Here is a 16,780-nt window from a genome sequence, read left to right on the forward strand (position 1 = left end):
CGCCGATGAGTACCCTGTTCCACCCCCTGCGCGTGAAGGCCATCGAGCCCGACACGCCCGAGGCCGTCATCGTCTCCTTCGAGGTCCCCGAGACGCTGCGCGAAGTCTTCGGCTTCACGCAGGGCCAGTACCTGACCCTGCGCAACGAGATCGACGGCCAGGACCTGCGCCGTTCCTATTCGATCTGCGCCGGCGTCGACGACGGCGAGCTGCGCGTGGGCGTGCGCAAGGTGCGCGGCGGCCAGTTCTCCAACTGGATCAACGCCCACCTCAAGCCCGGCGACTCGATCCAGGTGATGGCGCCGCAAGGCCGCTTCTTCGTGCCGATCGAGGGCGAGTCCGCGCGCCACCACGTCGGCATCGCGGGCGGCAGCGGCATCACGCCGATCCTGTCGATCATGAAGACCGTGCTGGCGCGCGAGCCGAAGAGCCGCTTCACGCTGATCTACGGCAACCGCCAGCTCCAGTCCACGATGTTCAAGGAAGAGATCGAGGACCTGAAGAACCGCTACATGACGCGCCTGGTGCTGCAGCACGTGTTCTCCGACGAGCACACCGACTCGCCGCTGGGCTTCGGCGTGATGAACCGCGAGAAGATCGGCGAGTTCCTGCAGGGACTGGTGCCGGCCGGCAGCATCGACCACGTCTACATCTGCGGCCCGTTCCAGATGAACGACGAGGCCGAGGCCGCGCTGCTGGCCGCGGGCGTGCCCGAGGAACGCATCCACATCGAGCGCTTCGGCGTCGCGCTGCCCTCGGCGAGCTCGACCGCCCAGGTCGGCGCCGTGGTGCACGAGGCGCTGCCCGGCGACGCCAAGCGCGCGCGCGTGACCATCGTGCGCGACGGCCTGCAGCGCGAGATCACCTACACCGAAGGCCAGCCCAGCATCCTCGACGCGGCCTCGGCGGCCGGCCTCGAGGTGCCGTTCTCGTGCACCTCGGGCGTGTGCGGCACCTGCCGCGCGAAGTGCGTGGACGGGGAAGTCCGCATGGAAAGAAACTTCGCGCTCGACAAGAATGAAGTGGCCGCGGGATTCGTATTGACCTGCCAGGCCCACCCCCTTACCGAACGCGTCACCCTGTCGTTCGACGAGCGCTGAGATACTTCAGGCCTCAACCTTTCTTTTCAACCGGAGACAAGCCAACCATGAAATTCTTCAAGCCCCTGCTGATCGCCGCCCTGTGCGCCACGGCCCTGTCGGCCTGGGCCGACGTCAACGTCGGCGTGACCATCTCGGCCACCGGCCCGGCGGCTTCGCTGGGCATCCCAGAGAAGAACACGATCTCGCTGATGCCCAAGACCATCGGCGGCCAGAAGATCAACTACATCGTGCTCGACGACGCCTCCGACACCACGGCCGCCGTCAACAACACGCGCAAGCTGATCGCCGAGAACAAGGTCGACGTGATCCTGGGCTCGACCACCACGCCGGCCTCGCTCGCGATGATCGACGTGGCCGCCGAAGCGCAGACGCCGATGATCTCGGTGGCCGCGTCGGCGCGCATCATCGAGCCGATGGACGCCAAGAAGAAGTGGGTCTTCAAGACGCCGCAGAACGACATCATGATGTCGCTGGCCATCGCCGAGCACATGGCGGCCAACGGCGTGAAGAGCGTTGCCTTCATCGGCTTCTCCGACGCCTACGGCGAAGGCTGGTCGCAGGAATTCGCCAAGGCCGCCGAGCTCAAGAAGATCAAGGTCGTGGCCAACGAGCGCTATGCGCGCACCGACACCTCGGTCACCGGCCAGGCGCTGAAGATCATGGCCGCCAAGCCCGATGCGGTGCTGGTCGCCGGCTCCGGCACGCCGGCCGCGCTGCCGCAGAAGACGCTCAAGGAGCGCGGCTACACCGGCAAGATGTACCAGACGCACGGCGTGGCCAACGCCGACTTCCTGCGCGTGGGCGGCAAGGACGTGGAAGGCACCTTCCTGCCCGCCGGCCCGGTGCTGGTGGCCGACCAGCTGCCGGCCTCCAACCCGGTGAAGAAGTCCGCGCTCGCCTACGTGGCCGCCTATGAAGCCGCCTACGGCAAGGGCTCGGTCTCGACCTTCGGCGCGCACGCCTGGGACGCCGGCCTGCTGATGAGCTCGGCCGTGCCGGTCGCGCTCAAGAAGGCCCAGCCGGGCACGCCCGAGTTCCGCGCCGCGCTGCGCGACGCGCTCGAGCAGACCAAGGACGTGGCGGGCGCGCACGGCGTGTTCACCATGAGCGCCACCGACCACCTGGGCCTGGACCAGCGCGCGCGCGTGATGGTCAAGATCGAGAACGGCGCCTGGAAATACCAGCCCTGACCGCACGGGGTTGAACGACGGACACCGCGGGCCGGCGCCACCGGCCCGCGGTGTTCCTGCAAGAGGGGCACGGTTTTTCTTTTCGCCCCTGGTCTTCTGAAGGAAAGTTGGTCGTATGGATTTGCAGATCGCCCTGCTGCTCGGGCAGGACGGCATCGTGAACGGCGCGGTCTACGGACTGATGGCGCTCGCGCTGGTGCTGGTGTTTTCGGTCACGCGCGTGATCTTCATCCCGCAGGGCGAGTTCGTCGCCTTCGGCGCGCTGTCGATGGCCGCGCTGCAGGGCGGCCGCGCGCCGTCCACGCTGTGGCTGCTGCTGGCGCTGGCGGTGACCGTGCTGGCGGTCGAGGCCTGGCGCTGGAAGCGCGGCGCCACGGTCGACTGGCGCTCGGCGCTGACCTGGTGCGTGGCCTTCCCCGCGGTCGCCGCCGCGCTGGTGCTGGTGCTCAAGCCCACCTCGCTGGCCGCGCAGGCGCTCACCGTGCTGGTGCTGATCGCGCCGCTGGGCCCGCTGCTCTACCGCCTCGCCTACCGCCCGCTGGCCGACGCCAGCGTGCTGATGCTCCTGATCGTCTCGGTCGCGCTGCACGGCGTGCTGGTCGGCCTCGGGCTCTTCTTCTTCGGCGCCGAGGGCTCGCGCACCAGCGCGTTCTCCGAGCTGCGCCTCGACCTCGGCGGCATTCCCGTCAGCGGCCAGTCGCTGGTGGTGGTCGGCGTCACGCTGGTGCTGGTGATCGCGATGTTCTGGTTCTTCGGCCGCTCGATGATCGGCAAGGCGCTGCGCGCCACCGCCATCAACCGCGTGGGCGCGCGCCTGTCGGGCATTCCCACCGAGCTCTCGGGCGACCTGAGCTTCGCGCTGGCGGCCGTCATCGGCGCCATCTCGGGCCTGTTGATCGCGCCGATCACCACGGTCTATTACGACACCGGCTTCCTGATCGGCCTCAAGGGCTTCGTGGCCGCCATCGTCGGCGGCCTCGCGAGCTATCCGCTGGCGCTCGCGGGCGCGCTGCTGGTGGGCCTGCTCGAGGCCTTCTCCTCCTTCTGGGCCAGCGCGTACAAGGAAGTGCTGGTCTTCACTTTGATCATCCCGGTGCTGTGGTGGCGTTCGCTGCGCAGCCATCACGTGGAGGACGAGGAATGAACCCGTCTTCATCGACCCCTGTGGCTTCTTCTTCCGCCAGCGCCGTGCCCGAGGGCCGTCCGCTCGTCACGCCGCGCGTGCTCACGCTCGTCTTCATCGTCGCGCTCGCGCTGGCCTGGGGCTGGCTGCCGGCCTTCACCGTCACCGTGCTCAGCAACATCGGCCTCTATGCGCTGGTGGCCGTGGGCCTGGTGCTGCTGACGGGCGTCGGCGGCATGACCTCCTTCGGCCAGGCCGCCTTCGTCGGCATGGGCGCCTATGCCACGGCCTGGATCTGCACCTCGCCGACCGCGGCCGGCTGGCTCGGCGGCCTCGCGGGTTCCGCGCTGGTGCCCTGGCTCGGCCTGCTGCTCGGGCTGGTGCTGACCTTCGCGCTGGCTTGGGCGCTCGGCGCGGTCACGCTCAAGCTCTCGGGCCACTACCTGCCGCTGTGCACCATCGCCTGGGGCCTGAGCCTGTACTTCCTGCTCGGCAACATGGAGTTCCTCGGCGGCCAGACCGGCATCACCGGCATTCCGCCACTGGTGGTGGCGGGCTTCTCCTTCGCCACGCCGCGCATGCTCGGCGTGGTGATCTGGGCCGTGCTGCTGCTCGCGCTGTGGGCCATGCACAACCTGCTCGACTCGCGCGAGGGCCGCGCCATCCGCGCGCTCAAGGGCGGCCGGCTGATGGCCGAGTCGATGGGCGTGGACACCGCGCGCCACCGCATCAAGCTGTTCGTGCTGGCCGCGCTGCTGGCCGCGATCTCGGGCTGGCTCTATGCCCACATGCAGCGCTTCGTGAACCCCACGCCCTTCAACCTCAACATCGGCATCGAGATGCTGTTCATGGCGGTGGTCGGCGGCGCGGGCCATCTCTGGGGCGCGGTGCTCGGCGCCACGCTGATCACGCTGCTGAAGGAGAAGCTGCAGGACATCCTGCCCGCGCTCTTGGGCACCAGCGGCAACTTCGAGGTGGTGGTGTTCGGCCTCTTGATGCTGTTCGTGCTGCAGCGCTTCGCCGACGGCCTGTGGCCCACGCTGGCGCGGCTCACGCGCCGCTGGGTGCGCGAACTGCCGCGCGCCGCCGGCGCCGGCCCGGCCGTCTCGAGCACCGAGCAGCTCGCGCAGCGCGCGCTGCCGGCCACCGGCAGCCTGCTGCTGCAGGCCGACGGCGTGAGCAAGCGCTTCGGCGGGCTGGTCGCCAACAACGACATCTCGATGACGCTCAAGGCCGGCGAGGTGCATGCGCTGATCGGCCCCAACGGCGCCGGCAAGAGCACCTTCTTCAACATGATCTCGGGCGTGGACGATCCCACCACCGGCGAGGTGCGGCTGGTCGGCCAGGCGATGTCGGGCCAGCCCTCGCGCGCCTTCGCCGCGCTGGGCCTGGGCCGCACCTTCCAGCACGTGCGCCTGCTCGGCCAGCGCAGCGTGATCGAGAACGTGGCGCTCGGCGCCCACCTGCGCGCCAAACGCGGCTGGGTCTCGGCGATGCTGCGGCTGGACCGCGCGGAGGAAGCCGCGCTGATGGCCGAGGCACGGCGCCAGATCGAGCGCTGCGGCCTCGGCGCGCATGCCGACACGCCCGCGGCCTCGCTCTCGCTGGGCCAGCAACGCGTGGTCGAGATCGCGCGCGCGCTCGCGGGCCAGCCCTCGGTGCTGCTGCTCGACGAGCCCGCGGCCGGCCTGCGCCACCTCGAGAAGCGCGCGCTGTCCGAGCTGCTCGGCCAGCTGCGCGCCGAAGGCCTCGGCATCCTGGTGGTGGAACACGACATGGAGTTCGTGATGAACCTCGCCGACCGCATCACCGTGCTCGAGTTCGGCACCGTGATCGCCACCGGCTCGCCCGCCGAAGTGCAGGCCAACCCGCGCGTGCTCGAGGCCTACCTCGGCGGCGCCGACGACGAACTGCTCGAGGACGCATCGCGATGAGCCAACCCCTGCTTCAACTCGACGGCTTCTGCGTCGCCTACCGCGAGGTGGAGGCGGTGCACAGCGTGCGCCTGCACGTGAACGAAGGCGAGATCGTCACCGTGATCGGCCCGAACGGCGCCGGCAAGACCACGCTGCTGTGCGCGGCGATGGGCCTCCTGCCCTCCACCGGCAGCCTGTCGCTGCACGGCGAGCGCATCGCGCGCCCCGGCGTCGAGGCCATGGTCGCGCGCGGCGTGGCGCTGGTGCCCGAGCGGCGCGAGCTGTTCGGCGAGATGTCGGTGGAAGACAACTTGCTGCTCGGCGGCTTCTACCAGTGGCGCAAGGGCAAGCGCGACCAGCGCGCGCGCATGGACGAGATCTTCGAGATCTTCCCGCGCCTGAAGGAACGCCGGCCGCAGATGGCCTCCACGCTCTCGGGCGGCGAACGCCAGATGCTGGCCATCGGTCGCGCGCTGATGGCGCGCCCGCGCCTCCTGATGCTCGACGAACCCTCGCTGGGCCTGGCCCCGCTGGTGGTGCGCGAGGTGCTGCGCGTGGTGGCGCAACTGCGCAAGCACGGTGTGTCGGTGCTGCTGGTGGAGCAGAACGCACGCGCCGCGCTGCAGGTGGCCGACCGCGCCTACGTGCTCGAGATGGGCGCCGTGGCGCTCGAGGGCCCGGCGCGCGAGCTGCTGCACGACCAGCGGATCATCGATACCTACCTGGGCATCGGCAACCGCGATGCCGAAAAGCACTGAGGCGCGCACCGCCGCGATCTTCCATCCCCGTTCACGTTGCTGAACATCCATCCCCATCACCGTTCGGGCTGAGCTTGTCGAAGCCGGCGCAAGGCTTCGACAAGCTCAGCCCGAACGGTTTTAACTTCGAGGACCCTTTCATGACCACCCTCCAAAGCTACATCGCCGGCCGCTGGATCGGCCGCGAAGCCGCGCAGTCGCTGCGCAGCGCCGTCAACGGCCAGGCCATCGCCAGCACGCACGCCGAGGCGATCGACTTCGCCGAGGCGCTGGCCCATGCGCGCCGCGTCGGCATCCCGGCGCTGATGGCGCTCGACTTCCAGCAGCGAGCCGAACGCCTCAAGGCGCTGGCCAAGTACATCGCCGCCAACAAGGAAACGCTCTACGCCGTCTCGGCCCACACCGGCGCGACGCGCGCCGACGGCTGGGTCGACATCGAGGGCGGCGCCGGCACGCTGGCGGCCTACGCGGGCATCGGCAGCAACGAGCTGCCTTCGGGCAACCTGGTGCACGAAGGCCCGGCCTTCCCGCTGGGCAAGAAGGGCGGCTTCGCGGGCACCCACATCCTGGTGCCGCGCGGCGGCGTGGCGGTGCACATCAACGCCTTCAACTTCCCGGTCTGGGGCCTGCTCGAGAAGTTCGCGCCCAGCTTCCTCGCGGGCATGCCCTGCATCGGCAAGCCGGCCACCGCCACCAGCTACCTCACCGAGGCGGTGGTGCGGCTGATCGTGCAGTCGGGCATCCTGCCCGAGGGCAGCCTGCAGCTGGTCATCGGCGGCACGGGCGACCTGCTCGACCGCCTCGAGGGCCCCGACGTCGTGACCTTCACCGGCTCGGCCGACACCGCCGCCAAGCTGCGCGTGCATCCGAACCTGGTGCGCCAGTCGATCCCGTTCAACGCCGAGGCCGACTCGCTCAACTGCGCGATCCTCGCGCCCGACGTCACGCCCGACGACGAGGAGTTCGACCTGTTCGTGAAGGAGGTGGCGCGTGAGATGACGGTGAAGGCCGGCCAGAAGTGCACCGCCATCCGCCGCGCCATCGTGCCGCGCCAGCACCTCGACGCCGTGGCCGAGCGCCTGCGCGCGCGGCTGGCCAAGACGGTGGTGGGCGATCCCTCGCGCGAGGACGTGCGCATGGGCGCGCTGGCCTCGCACGCACAGCAGGCCGACGTGGCCGAGCGCGTGGCCGAGCTGCGCAAGGGCGCCGAGCTGGTGTACGGCGGCGGCGACGGCTTCTCGCCGGTGGGCGACGGCACGGCCGAGGGCGCCTTCTTCGCGCCCACGCTGCTGTTGAGCCGCAAGCCGCTCGAGCACGACGCGGTGCACGACATCGAGGCCTTCGGCCCGGTCAGCACGCTGATGCCCTACGAGGGCATCGACGAGGCGCTCGCATTGGCCGCGCGCGGCCGCGGCAGCCTGGTCGGCACGCTGGTCACGCGCGATCCCGCCACCGCCGCCAAGGCGATCCCCGTGGCCGCGGCCTGGCACGGCCGGCTGCTGGTGCTCGACCGCGAGGCCGCCGCCGAATCGACCGGCCACGGCTCGCCGCTGCCGCCGCTCAAGCACGGCGGCCCGGGGCGCGCCGGCGGCGGCGAGGAGCTCGGCGGCCTGCGCGCCGTCAAGCACTACCTGCAGCGCGCCGCGCTGCAGGGCTCGCCCACCATGCTGGCGGCCGTCACCGGCGAGCACGTGCGCGGCGCCAAGGTGCGCGAGAGCGAGGTGCATCCGTTCCGCAGCCACTTCGAGGACCTGCAGATCGGCGACTCGCTGCTGACGCACCGCCGTACCGTGAGCGAGGCCGACATCGTGGCCTTCGGCGGCCTGTCGGGCGACTACTTCTACATGCACTTCGACGAGATCGCGGCCAAGGAGTCGCCGTTCGGCAAGCGCATCGCGCACGGCTACTTCGTGCTGTCGGCGGCTGCGGGCCTGTTCGTCTCGCCCGCGCCGGGCCCGGTGCTGGCCAACTACGGCCTCGACACGCTGCGCTTCGTCAAGCCCGTGGGCATCGGCGACACCATCCGCGCGCGCCTGACCTGCAAGCGCAAGATCGACCGCAACCGCAAGGACGCCAACGGCCAGGGCCAGGGCGTGGTGGCCTGGGACGTCGAGGTGACGAACCAGGACGGCGAGCTGGTCGCGAGCTACGACATCCTGACGCTGGTCGCGAAGAAGCCGGTGCCGGCGGCGGCGGCGGCGGCCTGATGTTCGACCTCGGCGGCAAGGTCGCGCTGGTCACCGGCGGCAACGGCGGCCTGGGCCTCGGCATGGCCCAGGGCCTGGCGCGGGCCGGCGCGCGCGTGGCGATCGCCGCGCGCAACCCCGAGAAATCGGCCGCCGCGGTCGAGACGCTGAAGGCGCTCGGCAGCGACAGCTTCGCGGTCGCCATCGACGTGGCCGACGAGGCCTCGGTGCAGCAGGCGGTCGACGCCGTGGCCGCGCGCTGCGGCCGGCTCGACATCCTGGTCAACAACGCCGGCACCACCGTGCGCAAGCCGGTCGACCAGCTGACGCTGGACGAGTGGAACCTCGTGCTCCAGACCAACCTCACCAGCGCCTTCCTCGTGAGCCGCGCGGCGCATCCGCACATGCAGCGCGCGGGCGGCGGCAAGATCGTCAACGTCGGCTCGATGATGTCGATCTTCGGCGCCGCCTACTCGCCCGCCTATGCCGCGAGCAAGGCCGGCGTGGTGCAGCTCACCAAGTCGACCGCGCTCTCGTGGGCGGCCGACAACATCCAGGTCAACGCGATCCTGCCGGGCTGGTTCCAGACCGAGATGACCGATGGCGCGCGCGCCCAGGTCGCGGGCCTCTACGAACGCGTGGTCGCGCGCACGGCCGCGGGCCGCTGGGGCCGGCCGGCCGACATCGCGGGCACGGCCGTGTTCCTCGCGAGCCCCGCGGCCGACTACGTGACCGGCGTGTCGATCCCGGTGGACGGCGGCTACTCGACGATGGGCTGACAAGGTATGAATAAACCTACTGCGCGCCCCGATCTCGCACCTGCGGTCCTCACCGTACGTGAGTACGGCTGCGGTCCTCGGCGCGACCTCGGGGCGCTCGCTACGGTTTCTTCACACCTTGTGAGGGCGCCGCGGCCCGGCGTGTAGATTCGGGCCCATGCCTTTCGCCTGGATCCAGATCGCCCTCTTCGTCGCCGTCTCGGCCGCGCTGCTGCACGTCTCGCGCGGCGCGCTGCGCCGGCGCGGCTCGCACGGCTTCTATCGCTTCTTCGCCTGGGAGTGCATGCTGGCGCTGATCCTGTTGAACCTGCCCGTGTGGCACGTGGATCCGCTGGCGCCGCACCAGTTGCTGTCGTGGCTGCTGCTGGCGCTGTCGGCCTGGCTGCCGGTGCATGCCTGGCGCCGGCTGCGGGCCGCGGTGCGGCCCGGCGCGGCACGCGACGACGATCCCGCGCTGCTCGGCTTCGAGAAGACCGCGTCGCTGGTCACCGACGGCGCCTTCCGCTACATCCGCCATCCGATGTACACCGCGCTGATGCTGCTGGCCTGGGGCGCCTGCCTCAAGGACATCGGCGGCCCCGGCCTCGCGCTGGCGCTCGCGGCCACCGTGCTGCTGGTGCTGACCGCGCTCAGCGACGAGCGCGAATGCATCGCGCATTTCGGCGACGCCTACCGCGCCTACATGCGCGGCACCCGGCGCTTCGTGCCCTTCCTGGTCTGACAAGGTCCGAGGCCTCGGCCGGCCCGGCGCCGGGCATAGGCAATCCGGCCAATGCCCATGGCCGGCGCTTTCTCCTATCGTTCGGGCCTGAACGGCGCGCGCCCATCCGGCGTCGCCAACGATCCCACGATTCCCCATGACAGAGAAGAAGAAAAAGAAGCCCGCCCGCCGCGCGCCATGCCATCGCAGCGCGGAGGCGGCGCGATGAGCGCGCCCGGCGCCACCGCCCGCTGGCTGCGCCGCGGCGTGCTCGCGCTGTTGACGCTGGCCCTGCTCGCCGCGGCCGCGCTGGCCGGCGGCGTGCTGATGGCGCGCCACAAGATGGAACGCCGCGTCGACATCGAGGTCAAGCCGGTGGCCCTGCGCCCGCGCGGCGACACCGCGGCGCTCGAACGCGGGCGCTACCTCTATGCCTCGCGCGGCTGCGTCGACTGCCACGGCGCCAACGGCGGCGGCCGCCGCTTCATCGACGCGCCGAACGGCCTGCGCGTGGCCGGGCCGCAGATCGCGCCCGGTGCCGCGAACGCGACCGCCGGCTACCGGCCCGAGGACTGGGTGCGCGCGATCCGCCACGGCGTGGCGCCCGGGGGCCGGCCGCTGATGATCATGCCGAGCGAGGACTACAACCGCCTCACCGACGAGGACCTCGCCGCGCTGGTGGCCCACGTCCGCGCCCTGCCGCCGGTGCAGGGCACGCCCGCCGTGGTCGAGATGCCGCTGCCGGTGCGCGCGCTCTACGGCTTCGGCCTGATCCAGGACGCGGCCGCCAAGATCGATCACCGGCTGCCGCCCGCGCAGCCGGTGGCCGAGGGCGTGAGCGTGGCGCATGGCGCCTACGTGGCGAACATGTGCCTGGGCTGCCATGGCGCGCAGCTCGCGGGCGGCAAGGTCCCGGGCGGCCCGCCCGACTGGCCCGCGGCCTCGCGACTCGCGCCCGGCGGGGATTCGGCGATGGCGCGCTATCCCGATGCCGAGTCGATGATCCGCCTCTTCCGCAGCGGCCTGCGCCCCGACGGCACGCCGGTGCGCGTGATGCCCTTCGAGTCGCTGCGCGAGATCAGCGACACCGACATGCGGGCGCTGCACCTGTACCTGCGGCAGCTGCCGGCGCCGCGCCAGGGCTGAACGCGGCGGTCAGGCGGGCCGGGGCGGCGCGCGGCTAACATGCCGCGCCACCTCCCCGCCAGCGCCCGTGCCCATGCCCTCCCCGAACCGCCCGGCCTTCCCCTCGGCGACGCAGGCCGTCCTGCTCTACCTCGCCCTGTTCCTCTGCGAGCTGGTCGTGGGCGCCGCGCTGCGCGACGCCAACCGGCTGTTCGGCCTGAGCGGCATGCAGATCGGCGTGCTGTCGGCCGTGCTGGGCAACGGACTGGTGTTCGCGGTCGTGATGCAGCGGCAGAAGCTGGGCTGGCGCGCGCTGTTCCATTCCTCGCACGCATCGATGCGCGCCACCTTGATGCTGGTGGTGCCGCCCACGCTGCTGCTGGTGCCGGCGCTGATGCTGGCGATCACCTGCGCGATCAACCTGCTGACGCTGGCGATGCCGCTGTCGGCCTGGGAGGAGGCGATGTTCAGCCGCATGGCCGACGGCAGCGTGGCGGCGGTGCTGGCGGTCTGCGTGATGGCGCCGCTGCTCGAGGAGATGCTGTTCCGCGGCATCGTGCTGCGCGGCTTCCTGCAGCGCTACCCGCGCTGGCAGGCGATCCTGATGTCGGCGCTGCTGTTCGGCGCGGCCCACATGAACATCTACCAGTTCGTGGTCGGCGTCGCGATGGGCGCGGTGCTGGGCTGGCTCTACGAGCGCACGCGCTCGCTGATCCCGTGCATCGCGCTGCACGCGGCCTACAACAGCACCACGCTGCTGGTGGCCGGCTGGCTCGAGGACGCCTCGCCGGCCGGCGTGCTGAGCTTCGTGCTGCTGGCCGGCGCGGCCGCTTTGTGCGGCGGGGTGGTGCTGCGGCAGCTGCTGGTGGCGTCGGGGCGGACCAGCGAGGGCTGATCTACGAAAACCGTTCACGCTGAGCTTGTCGAAGCGCCGCGCCGGGCTTCGATCCTTCGACAAGCTCAGGACGGGCCGAGCTCAGCCAGAACGGTTCTGTCGGTGCTGCCGCATCAACCGCTGAAGGGCGCCAGCGGCTTCGCGTCCACCGCCTCGCCGTCGACGATGAAGTGCCCGCCCGCCACATGGTGCAGCGTGCGCAGGTCGTCGTGGCCCTCGAAGTGCCAGCGGCCGTTCGAGAACACGCCGCGCGTCGGCCTGGGCCGCGATCACCTCGCCGAGGAACAGGTCGTAGCGCTGCTGGATCGGCGGCTCGGGCAACAGCCGGCATTCGAGCCAGGCCGCGCAGCCCTCGAGCAGGGGCGCCTCGGTGGCGCTGCCCGCGAAGCTCTGCAGCCCGTAGGCCTCGAACTTGTCGCGGCCGTCGCGTTCGACCAGCTCGCGGCCCGAGCTGCTGCCCAGCGCCTCGGTCAGGTCGAGCTGCGCGCGCACCGGCACCTGCAGCGCGAAGCTGCCCGCGCCCTCGAGCAGCACGCGGGTCCAGGTGCTCTTGTCGAGCACCACCGCCACCTTGGGCGGATCGAAGTCCAGCGGCATGGCCCAGGCCGCCGCCATGATGTTGCGCCGGCCCGCGTGGGCCGCGCTCACCAGCACCGTGGGGCCGTGGTTGAGCAGGCGGTAGGCCTTGGCGAGGGGAACGGGCTGGCGGTGAGCGGCGTTGGAGGTCATGCGCGGAGCGGGTCTGAAAGCGGAGCGCCAGCCTACCAAAGCGGCGCCCCGCGCGCTTCAGGCCTCGGGCAACGCCACGGGCACGCGCCGCACCGCCACCTCACGGATGCGCTGCGCATCCACGCCGGTGACGACGAACTCCCAGCCGTCGTGCACCCAGGTGGCCTCGGCCGCGGGCAGGCCGCCGAAGCGATCGAGCAGCAGCCCCGCCACCGAGGTGTAGCTGTCGTCCTCGCTCGCCAGGCCATCGGTCTGCAGCGCCTGCTCGAGCAAGTGCGGGTCGGCGCTGCCGGCCACGGTCCAGGCCTCGGGGCCGGTCTGCTGGATCTCGAGCGCCTCGTCCTCGTCGGGGAACTCGCCCGCGATCGCCTCCAGCACGTCGATCGGCGTGACCACGCCCGTGAGCGTGCCGTGCTCGTCGGCCACCAGCGCGAGCTGGCCGCGCGCGCCGCGCAGGGTGTCGATCAGGCGGATCACGCGCGTCGACTCGGCCACGTAGATCGGCGCGCGCAGGCCATGGCCCTCGTCGATGCGGCCATGGCGCAGCAGCTGGCCCAGCAGGTCCTTGGCGCGCGCCACGCCCACCACCTGGTCGAGCGAGCCGCGGCACACCGGGAAGATGCCGTGCGGCGTGTCGAGCAATTGCTCGCGCAGCGCCTCGGGATCGTCGTCGAGGTCGACCCAGGAGACGTCGGCGCGCGGCGTCATCACCGAGCGCACGTTGCGCTCGGCCAGCGAGAGCACGCCGCTGACCATGTTGCGTTCCTCGATGCCGAAGGCGGGCTCGGCCGCGGGCGCATCGGCATCGGCCGCATCGCCGCCCACGGGTACCGGCTCGCCGCGCGTGCGGCCGCCGAGCAGGCGGATCACCGACTCGGCCGTGCGCTCGCGCAGCGGCCGACGCGCCTCGTGGCGCAGTTCGTTGCGGCGCACCCACTGGTTGAGCGCCTCGATCAGCACCGAGAAGCCGATCGCGCCGTAGAGGTAGCCCTTGGGAATGTGGAAGCCCAGGCCCTCGGCCACCAGGCTCAGGCCGATCATCAGCAGGAAGCTCAGGCACAGCACCACCACCGTGGGATGGGCGTTGACGAAGCGCGTCAGCGGCTTCGAGGCCCACAGCATGATCGCGATCGAGATGATCACCGCGGCCATCATCACCGGCAGGTGGTCGACCATGCCGACGGCGGTGATCACCGCGTCGAGCGAGAACACCGCATCGAGCACCACGATCTGCGCCACCACCACGCCGAAGCTCGCATAGGCCGCGCTGCCGGTCACGGCATGGCTCACGCCCTCGATGCGCTCGTGCAGCTCGGCCGTGGCCTTGAACAGCAGGAACAGGCCGCCGAACAGCAGGATCAGGTCGCGCCCCGAGAAGCCCTGGCCGAACAGGCTGAACAGCGGCGTGGTCAGCGTCACCAGCCACGAGACGATGGACAGCAGCCCCAGGCGCATCAGCAGCGCCAGGCTCAGGCCGATGAGCCGCGCGCGGTCGCGCTGGTGCGGCGGCAACTTCTCCGCGAGGATCGCGATGAAGATCAGGTTGTCGATGCCCAGCACGATCTCGAGCACGACGAGGGTGAGGAGACCGATCCAGACGGCGGGGTCGGACAGCAGTTCAATCATGGAAGGTGGCGCGCGAGCGCGTGCGGCCCGGCATGGCGCGAACCATGGCGGGCGATGAAGGGGGAAATCGGGAGGGGAGAAGCGGCCGTTGGACGCGGCGGAGGCCGTGTCATTGGCGGGGACAGCGCGCTCGGAAAGCGGCGGCGGGGAACGGGGAGGCTGGCGCAGGCCAGCGACGGACTGGGAGGCTCGGAAGAGTTTGTCACCCCTTCAGTCTATAGAAGCCCCTCCGCGCACCCCCGCGCCATGGGGTCTTTCAGGTCCCGCGCGTCAGCATGCGCCCCGCGCGCGCCAGCACGCGCGCCTCGTCCACCGTCGCGCCGCCGCGATAGGCCAGCACACCGTTGACGAACACGTGCTCGATGCCCAGGCTCAGCCCCTTGGGCCGGTCATAGGTGGCGGTGTCGGCGATGGTCTCGGGATCGAACACCACCACGTCGGCCATGTGGCCCGCGCGCAGCAGGCCGCGCTCGGCGATGCGCAGGTTGCGCGCGCTCATGCCGGTCATCTTGTGCACCGCCTGCTCGAGCGTGAACAGCCGGCGCTCGCGCCAGTAGCGCGCGAACACGCGCGGGAACGCACCCCACAGCCGCGGATGCGGATGGCGGTCGTGCGGCAGGCCGTCGCTGCCGATCATGGTCAGCGGATGCGCGATCACGCGCTCCACGTCCTCTTCCTGCATCTGGAAGTAGCAGGCGCCGCCGGGCTTCAGCCGCAGGCAGGCCTCCTGCTCGCTCACGCCCCATTCGCGCGCGATGTCCGACACCAGCCGGCCGGTCATCTCGGGATGCGGGTCGGACCAGGTCAGCAGCACGTCGATCACGCCGTCGACGAGGTCCTCGCGCAGCACGGTGGAACCGGCGACGTAGGGGTAGACGTCCATCGCGATCTTCTGGCGCTGCGCGAGCGACTCGATCAGCGGCAGCGTCTCCTTGGTGCGGCCCCAGTTCGCGGGCCCGGCGCACTTGTGGTGCGAGATCACCAGCGGCACGCCGGCGGCGAAGGCCGAGTCGCCGGCCTCGTGCAGCGCCTCGACGATCTGCTGCATCTCGCTGCGCAGGTGGGTGGCGTAGACGCCGCCATGGCGCGCCACCACGCGCGCGAGCGCGGTCACCTCCTCGGCCGGCGCGGCGAAGGCTTCTTCATAGAACAGGCCCGAGGACATGCCGTGCGCCCCCTCGACCATGCAGGCCTCGAGCAGCGCCGCCATGCGCGCGAGTTCGTCGGCGCTGGCGGGCCGATCGAGCGCCTCCATGGCCGCGAAGCGCAGGGTGGTGTGGCCCACCAGCGCGGCCACGTTGAGCGCGGGCTGCGTGGCGTCGACCGCGGCACGGTACTCGGCCATGCTCGCGTGGCGGAACGAATCGGCGCCCAGCAGCGTGAGCGGCGGCTTCGATTGCGGCGTGCGGTAGGGCGCGAGCGAGATGCCGCAGTTGCCCGTGACCACGGTGGTGATGCCCTGCGACACCTTGGGCAGGCACAGCGGGTCGCGCAGCACGATCGCGTCGTCGTGCGTGTGGGCGTCGATGAAGCCCGGCGCGATGACCTTGGCGCGGCAGTCGACGACCTCGACATCGGCTGGTTCGAGACCCTCGGGCAGGCGCGCGCGCAGGCCCTCGCCGAGCGCGAGGATGCGGTCGCCCCGCAGCAGCACGTCGCCGGGCCACGAGGGGCCGCCCGAGCCGTCGACCACGAGGCCGGCTTCGAGCAGCACGGCTTGGGGAGCGCTCACGACCGTTGTCCTTTCTCGTTGATGCCGCCGCCGTCCCAGCTCTGCAGCGGGTGCGTGGTGGCGTCGATGCCGTGGCGCTGGAAGGCTTCGCGCGCGCGCTGCAGGCGCTGCACCGCCGGCTCGCCGCGCCGCTGCGCGACCAGCACCGTGAGGATCTCGATCGCGGTGAGGTGCGTCAGGTAGGCATCGATGCCCACGTGCATCACGGCGTCGTCGGGCACCGAGAGCCCGAGCAGGAAATCGGCCCTGGCCGCGAGCGCGGTGCCGGGCCGCGTGAGCGCGACCACCTTGGCGCCCTGCCCGCGCGCGATGTCGACCGCGTCGAGCAGCGAGGGCATGCCGCCCACGTGCGAGATCGCGATCACCACGCCGCCGGGGCGCTGCGCGGCGCCGGCCACCTGCTGCAGGTGGTAGTCGGCCCAGGCATTGGCCGACAGGCCGAGCCGGAACAGCCGCGCCTGCAGGTCGTTGGCCATGAACCACGAGGTGGCGCCGGCGCCGTAGAGGTCGACGTGCGGCGCGGCCGCGATGGCCGAGACGGCGCCGTCGAGCACCTGCATGTCGAGCTGGCCGCGCACGCCCGAGACCGAGGCGGCCGCGCTGCGCGCGATCTTCGACACCACCTCGTCGGCGGCGTCCTCGATGTTGACGCGGCGGTGCAGCGGCGAGCCGCCGAGCGCGAGTTCCTGCGCCAGCGCGAGCTTGAACTCGCGCAGGCCCGCGAAACCGAGGTCGCGGCAGGTGCGCATGATGGTCGGCACCGAGCTGCCGGAGCGCTCGGCCAGCGATTCGAAGCTCTCCTCGAGCACCCGGTCGGGGTCCTCGAGGATCAGGTCGAGGATCGCGCGACGCGTGGCGGGCGCGCCCTCGCGGGTCTGCGCGATCTTCTGGAGCAGCGAGGGATTCATCGGCCGCGCG

13 protein-coding genes and 1 pseudogene are annotated in these 16,780 nt (G+C 71.3%); 10 read left to right on the top strand and 4 right to left on the bottom strand.

Annotated elements, in window-relative coordinates:
* The first annotated feature begins 5 nt into the window (after positions 1-5).
* From paaE to ACHMXE_RS35770, 10 genes are all read left to right on the top strand, one after another.
* Positions 6-1,100 (top strand): 1,2-phenylacetyl-CoA epoxidase subunit PaaE, encoded by a 1,095-nt coding sequence (paaE, locus tag ACHMXE_RS35725; RefSeq protein WP_093351767.1) that lies wholly within the window; start codon positions 6-8, stop codon positions 1,098-1,100.
* Positions 1,101-1,147: 47 nt separating this feature from the next.
* Complete coding sequence (locus ACHMXE_RS35730) at positions 1,148-2,293, top strand: ABC transporter substrate-binding protein (protein WP_057593734.1); 1,146 nt, start codon at positions 1,148-1,150, stop codon at positions 2,291-2,293.
* Positions 2,294-2,408: 115 nt separating this feature from the next.
* Positions 2,409-3,437, top strand: a complete 1,029-nt coding sequence (locus tag ACHMXE_RS35735) for a branched-chain amino acid ABC transporter permease (protein WP_209544569.1) — start codon at positions 2,409-2,411, stop codon at positions 3,435-3,437.
* Positions 3,434-5,350, top strand: a complete 1,917-nt coding sequence (locus ACHMXE_RS35740; RefSeq protein ID WP_395348607.1) for an ATP-binding cassette domain-containing protein — start codon at positions 3,434-3,436, stop codon at positions 5,348-5,350. Before ACHMXE_RS35735 ends, ACHMXE_RS35740 begins: the two co-directional genes overlap by 4 nt.
* A complete protein-coding gene (locus ACHMXE_RS35745; protein WP_057593731.1) occupies positions 5,347-6,090 on the top strand; it encodes an ABC transporter ATP-binding protein in 744 nt (247 codons plus the stop codon). Before ACHMXE_RS35740 ends, ACHMXE_RS35745 begins: the two co-directional genes overlap by 4 nt.
* A gap of 140 nt (positions 6,091-6,230) precedes the next feature.
* Positions 6,231-8,297 carry a phenylacetic acid degradation bifunctional protein PaaZ gene (gene paaZ / locus ACHMXE_RS35750; RefSeq protein WP_395348608.1) on the top strand — a complete coding sequence of 689 codons (2,067 nt, stop codon included), beginning with the start codon at positions 6,231-6,233 and terminating at the stop codon, positions 8,295-8,297.
* Positions 8,297-9,055 (top strand): SDR family NAD(P)-dependent oxidoreductase, encoded by a 759-nt coding sequence (locus tag ACHMXE_RS35755; protein ID WP_395348609.1) that lies wholly within the window; start codon positions 8,297-8,299, stop codon positions 9,053-9,055. Before paaZ ends, ACHMXE_RS35755 begins: the two co-directional genes overlap by 1 nt.
* 157 nt (positions 9,056-9,212) lie before the next feature.
* The gene (locus ACHMXE_RS35760; protein WP_395348610.1) at positions 9,213-9,776 is read left to right on the top strand and encodes a methyltransferase family protein; all 564 of its coding nucleotides are present in this window, start codon (positions 9,213-9,215) and stop codon (positions 9,774-9,776) included.
* Between the two features lie 204 nt (positions 9,777-9,980).
* The gene (locus tag ACHMXE_RS35765; RefSeq protein WP_057593727.1) at positions 9,981-10,901 is read left to right on the top strand and encodes a cytochrome c; all 921 of its coding nucleotides are present in this window, start codon (positions 9,981-9,983) and stop codon (positions 10,899-10,901) included.
* 73 nt (positions 10,902-10,974) lie between these two features.
* Positions 10,975-11,775 (top strand): lysostaphin resistance A-like protein, encoded by an 801-nt coding sequence (locus ACHMXE_RS35770; RefSeq protein ID WP_395348611.1) that lies wholly within the window; start codon positions 10,975-10,977, stop codon positions 11,773-11,775.
* 113 nt (positions 11,776-11,888) lie between these two features.
* Here ACHMXE_RS35770 and ACHMXE_RS35775 read toward each other — a convergent pair.
* From ACHMXE_RS35775 to ACHMXE_RS35790, 4 genes and pseudogenes are all read right to left on the bottom strand, one after another.
* Positions 11,889-12,504 (bottom strand): annotated as a pseudogene (locus ACHMXE_RS35775) (flavin reductase family protein).
* Positions 12,505-12,561: 57 nt separating this feature from the next.
* On the bottom strand, positions 12,562-14,127 hold the full coding sequence (locus ACHMXE_RS35780) for a transporter associated domain-containing protein (protein WP_395352946.1): 1,566 nt from the start codon (positions 14,125-14,127) through the stop codon (positions 12,562-12,564).
* Between the two features lie 259 nt (positions 14,128-14,386).
* Positions 14,387-15,862: an amidohydrolase family protein gene (locus ACHMXE_RS35785; RefSeq protein ID WP_395348612.1), complete on the bottom strand. Its 1,476-nt coding sequence runs from the start codon at positions 15,860-15,862 to the stop codon at positions 14,387-14,389.
* Entirely contained in the window at positions 15,859-16,770 is a 912-nt protein-coding gene (locus ACHMXE_RS35790) for a MurR/RpiR family transcriptional regulator (RefSeq protein WP_057593723.1), read from the bottom strand. Before ACHMXE_RS35790 ends, ACHMXE_RS35785 begins: the two co-directional genes overlap by 4 nt.
* Positions 16,771-16,780 lie beyond the last annotated feature (10 nt).

Source organism: Variovorax sp. UC122_21, assembly GCF_044056785.1.
Classification (GTDB): Bacteria; Pseudomonadota; Gammaproteobacteria; order Burkholderiales; family Burkholderiaceae_C; genus Variovorax.

What these genes read in the sequence shown, in the direction of transcription:
- paaE (WP_093351767.1), top strand. Translation starts at nt 6, where the DNA reads ATGAGTACCCTGTTCCACCCCCTGCGCGTGAAGGCCATCGAGCCCGAC.
- ACHMXE_RS35745 (WP_057593731.1), top strand. Translation starts at nt 5,347, where the DNA reads ATGAGCCAACCCCTGCTTCAACTCGACGGCTTCTGCGTCGCCTACCGC.
- ACHMXE_RS35755 (WP_395348609.1), top strand. Translation starts at nt 8,297, where the DNA reads ATGTTCGACCTCGGCGGCAAGGTCGCGCTGGTCACCGGCGGCAACGGC.
- ACHMXE_RS35760 (WP_395348610.1), top strand. Translation starts at nt 9,213, where the DNA reads ATGCCTTTCGCCTGGATCCAGATCGCCCTCTTCGTCGCCGTCTCGGCC.
- ACHMXE_RS35740 (WP_395348607.1), top strand. Translation starts at nt 3,434, where the DNA reads ATGAACCCGTCTTCATCGACCCCTGTGGCTTCTTCTTCCGCCAGCGCC.
- ACHMXE_RS35730 (WP_057593734.1), top strand. Translation starts at nt 1,148, where the DNA reads ATGAAATTCTTCAAGCCCCTGCTGATCGCCGCCCTGTGCGCCACGGCC.
- ACHMXE_RS35770 (WP_395348611.1), top strand. Translation starts at nt 10,975, where the DNA reads ATGCCCTCCCCGAACCGCCCGGCCTTCCCCTCGGCGACGCAGGCCGTC.
- paaZ (WP_395348608.1), top strand. Translation starts at nt 6,231, where the DNA reads ATGACCACCCTCCAAAGCTACATCGCCGGCCGCTGGATCGGCCGCGAA.
- ACHMXE_RS35765 (WP_057593727.1), top strand. Translation starts at nt 9,981, where the DNA reads ATGAGCGCGCCCGGCGCCACCGCCCGCTGGCTGCGCCGCGGCGTGCTC.
- ACHMXE_RS35735 (WP_209544569.1), top strand. Translation starts at nt 2,409, where the DNA reads ATGGATTTGCAGATCGCCCTGCTGCTCGGGCAGGACGGCATCGTGAAC.
- ACHMXE_RS35790 (WP_057593723.1), bottom strand. Translation starts at nt 16,770, where the DNA reads ATGAATCCCTCGCTGCTCCAGAAGATCGCGCAGACCCGCGAGGGCGCG.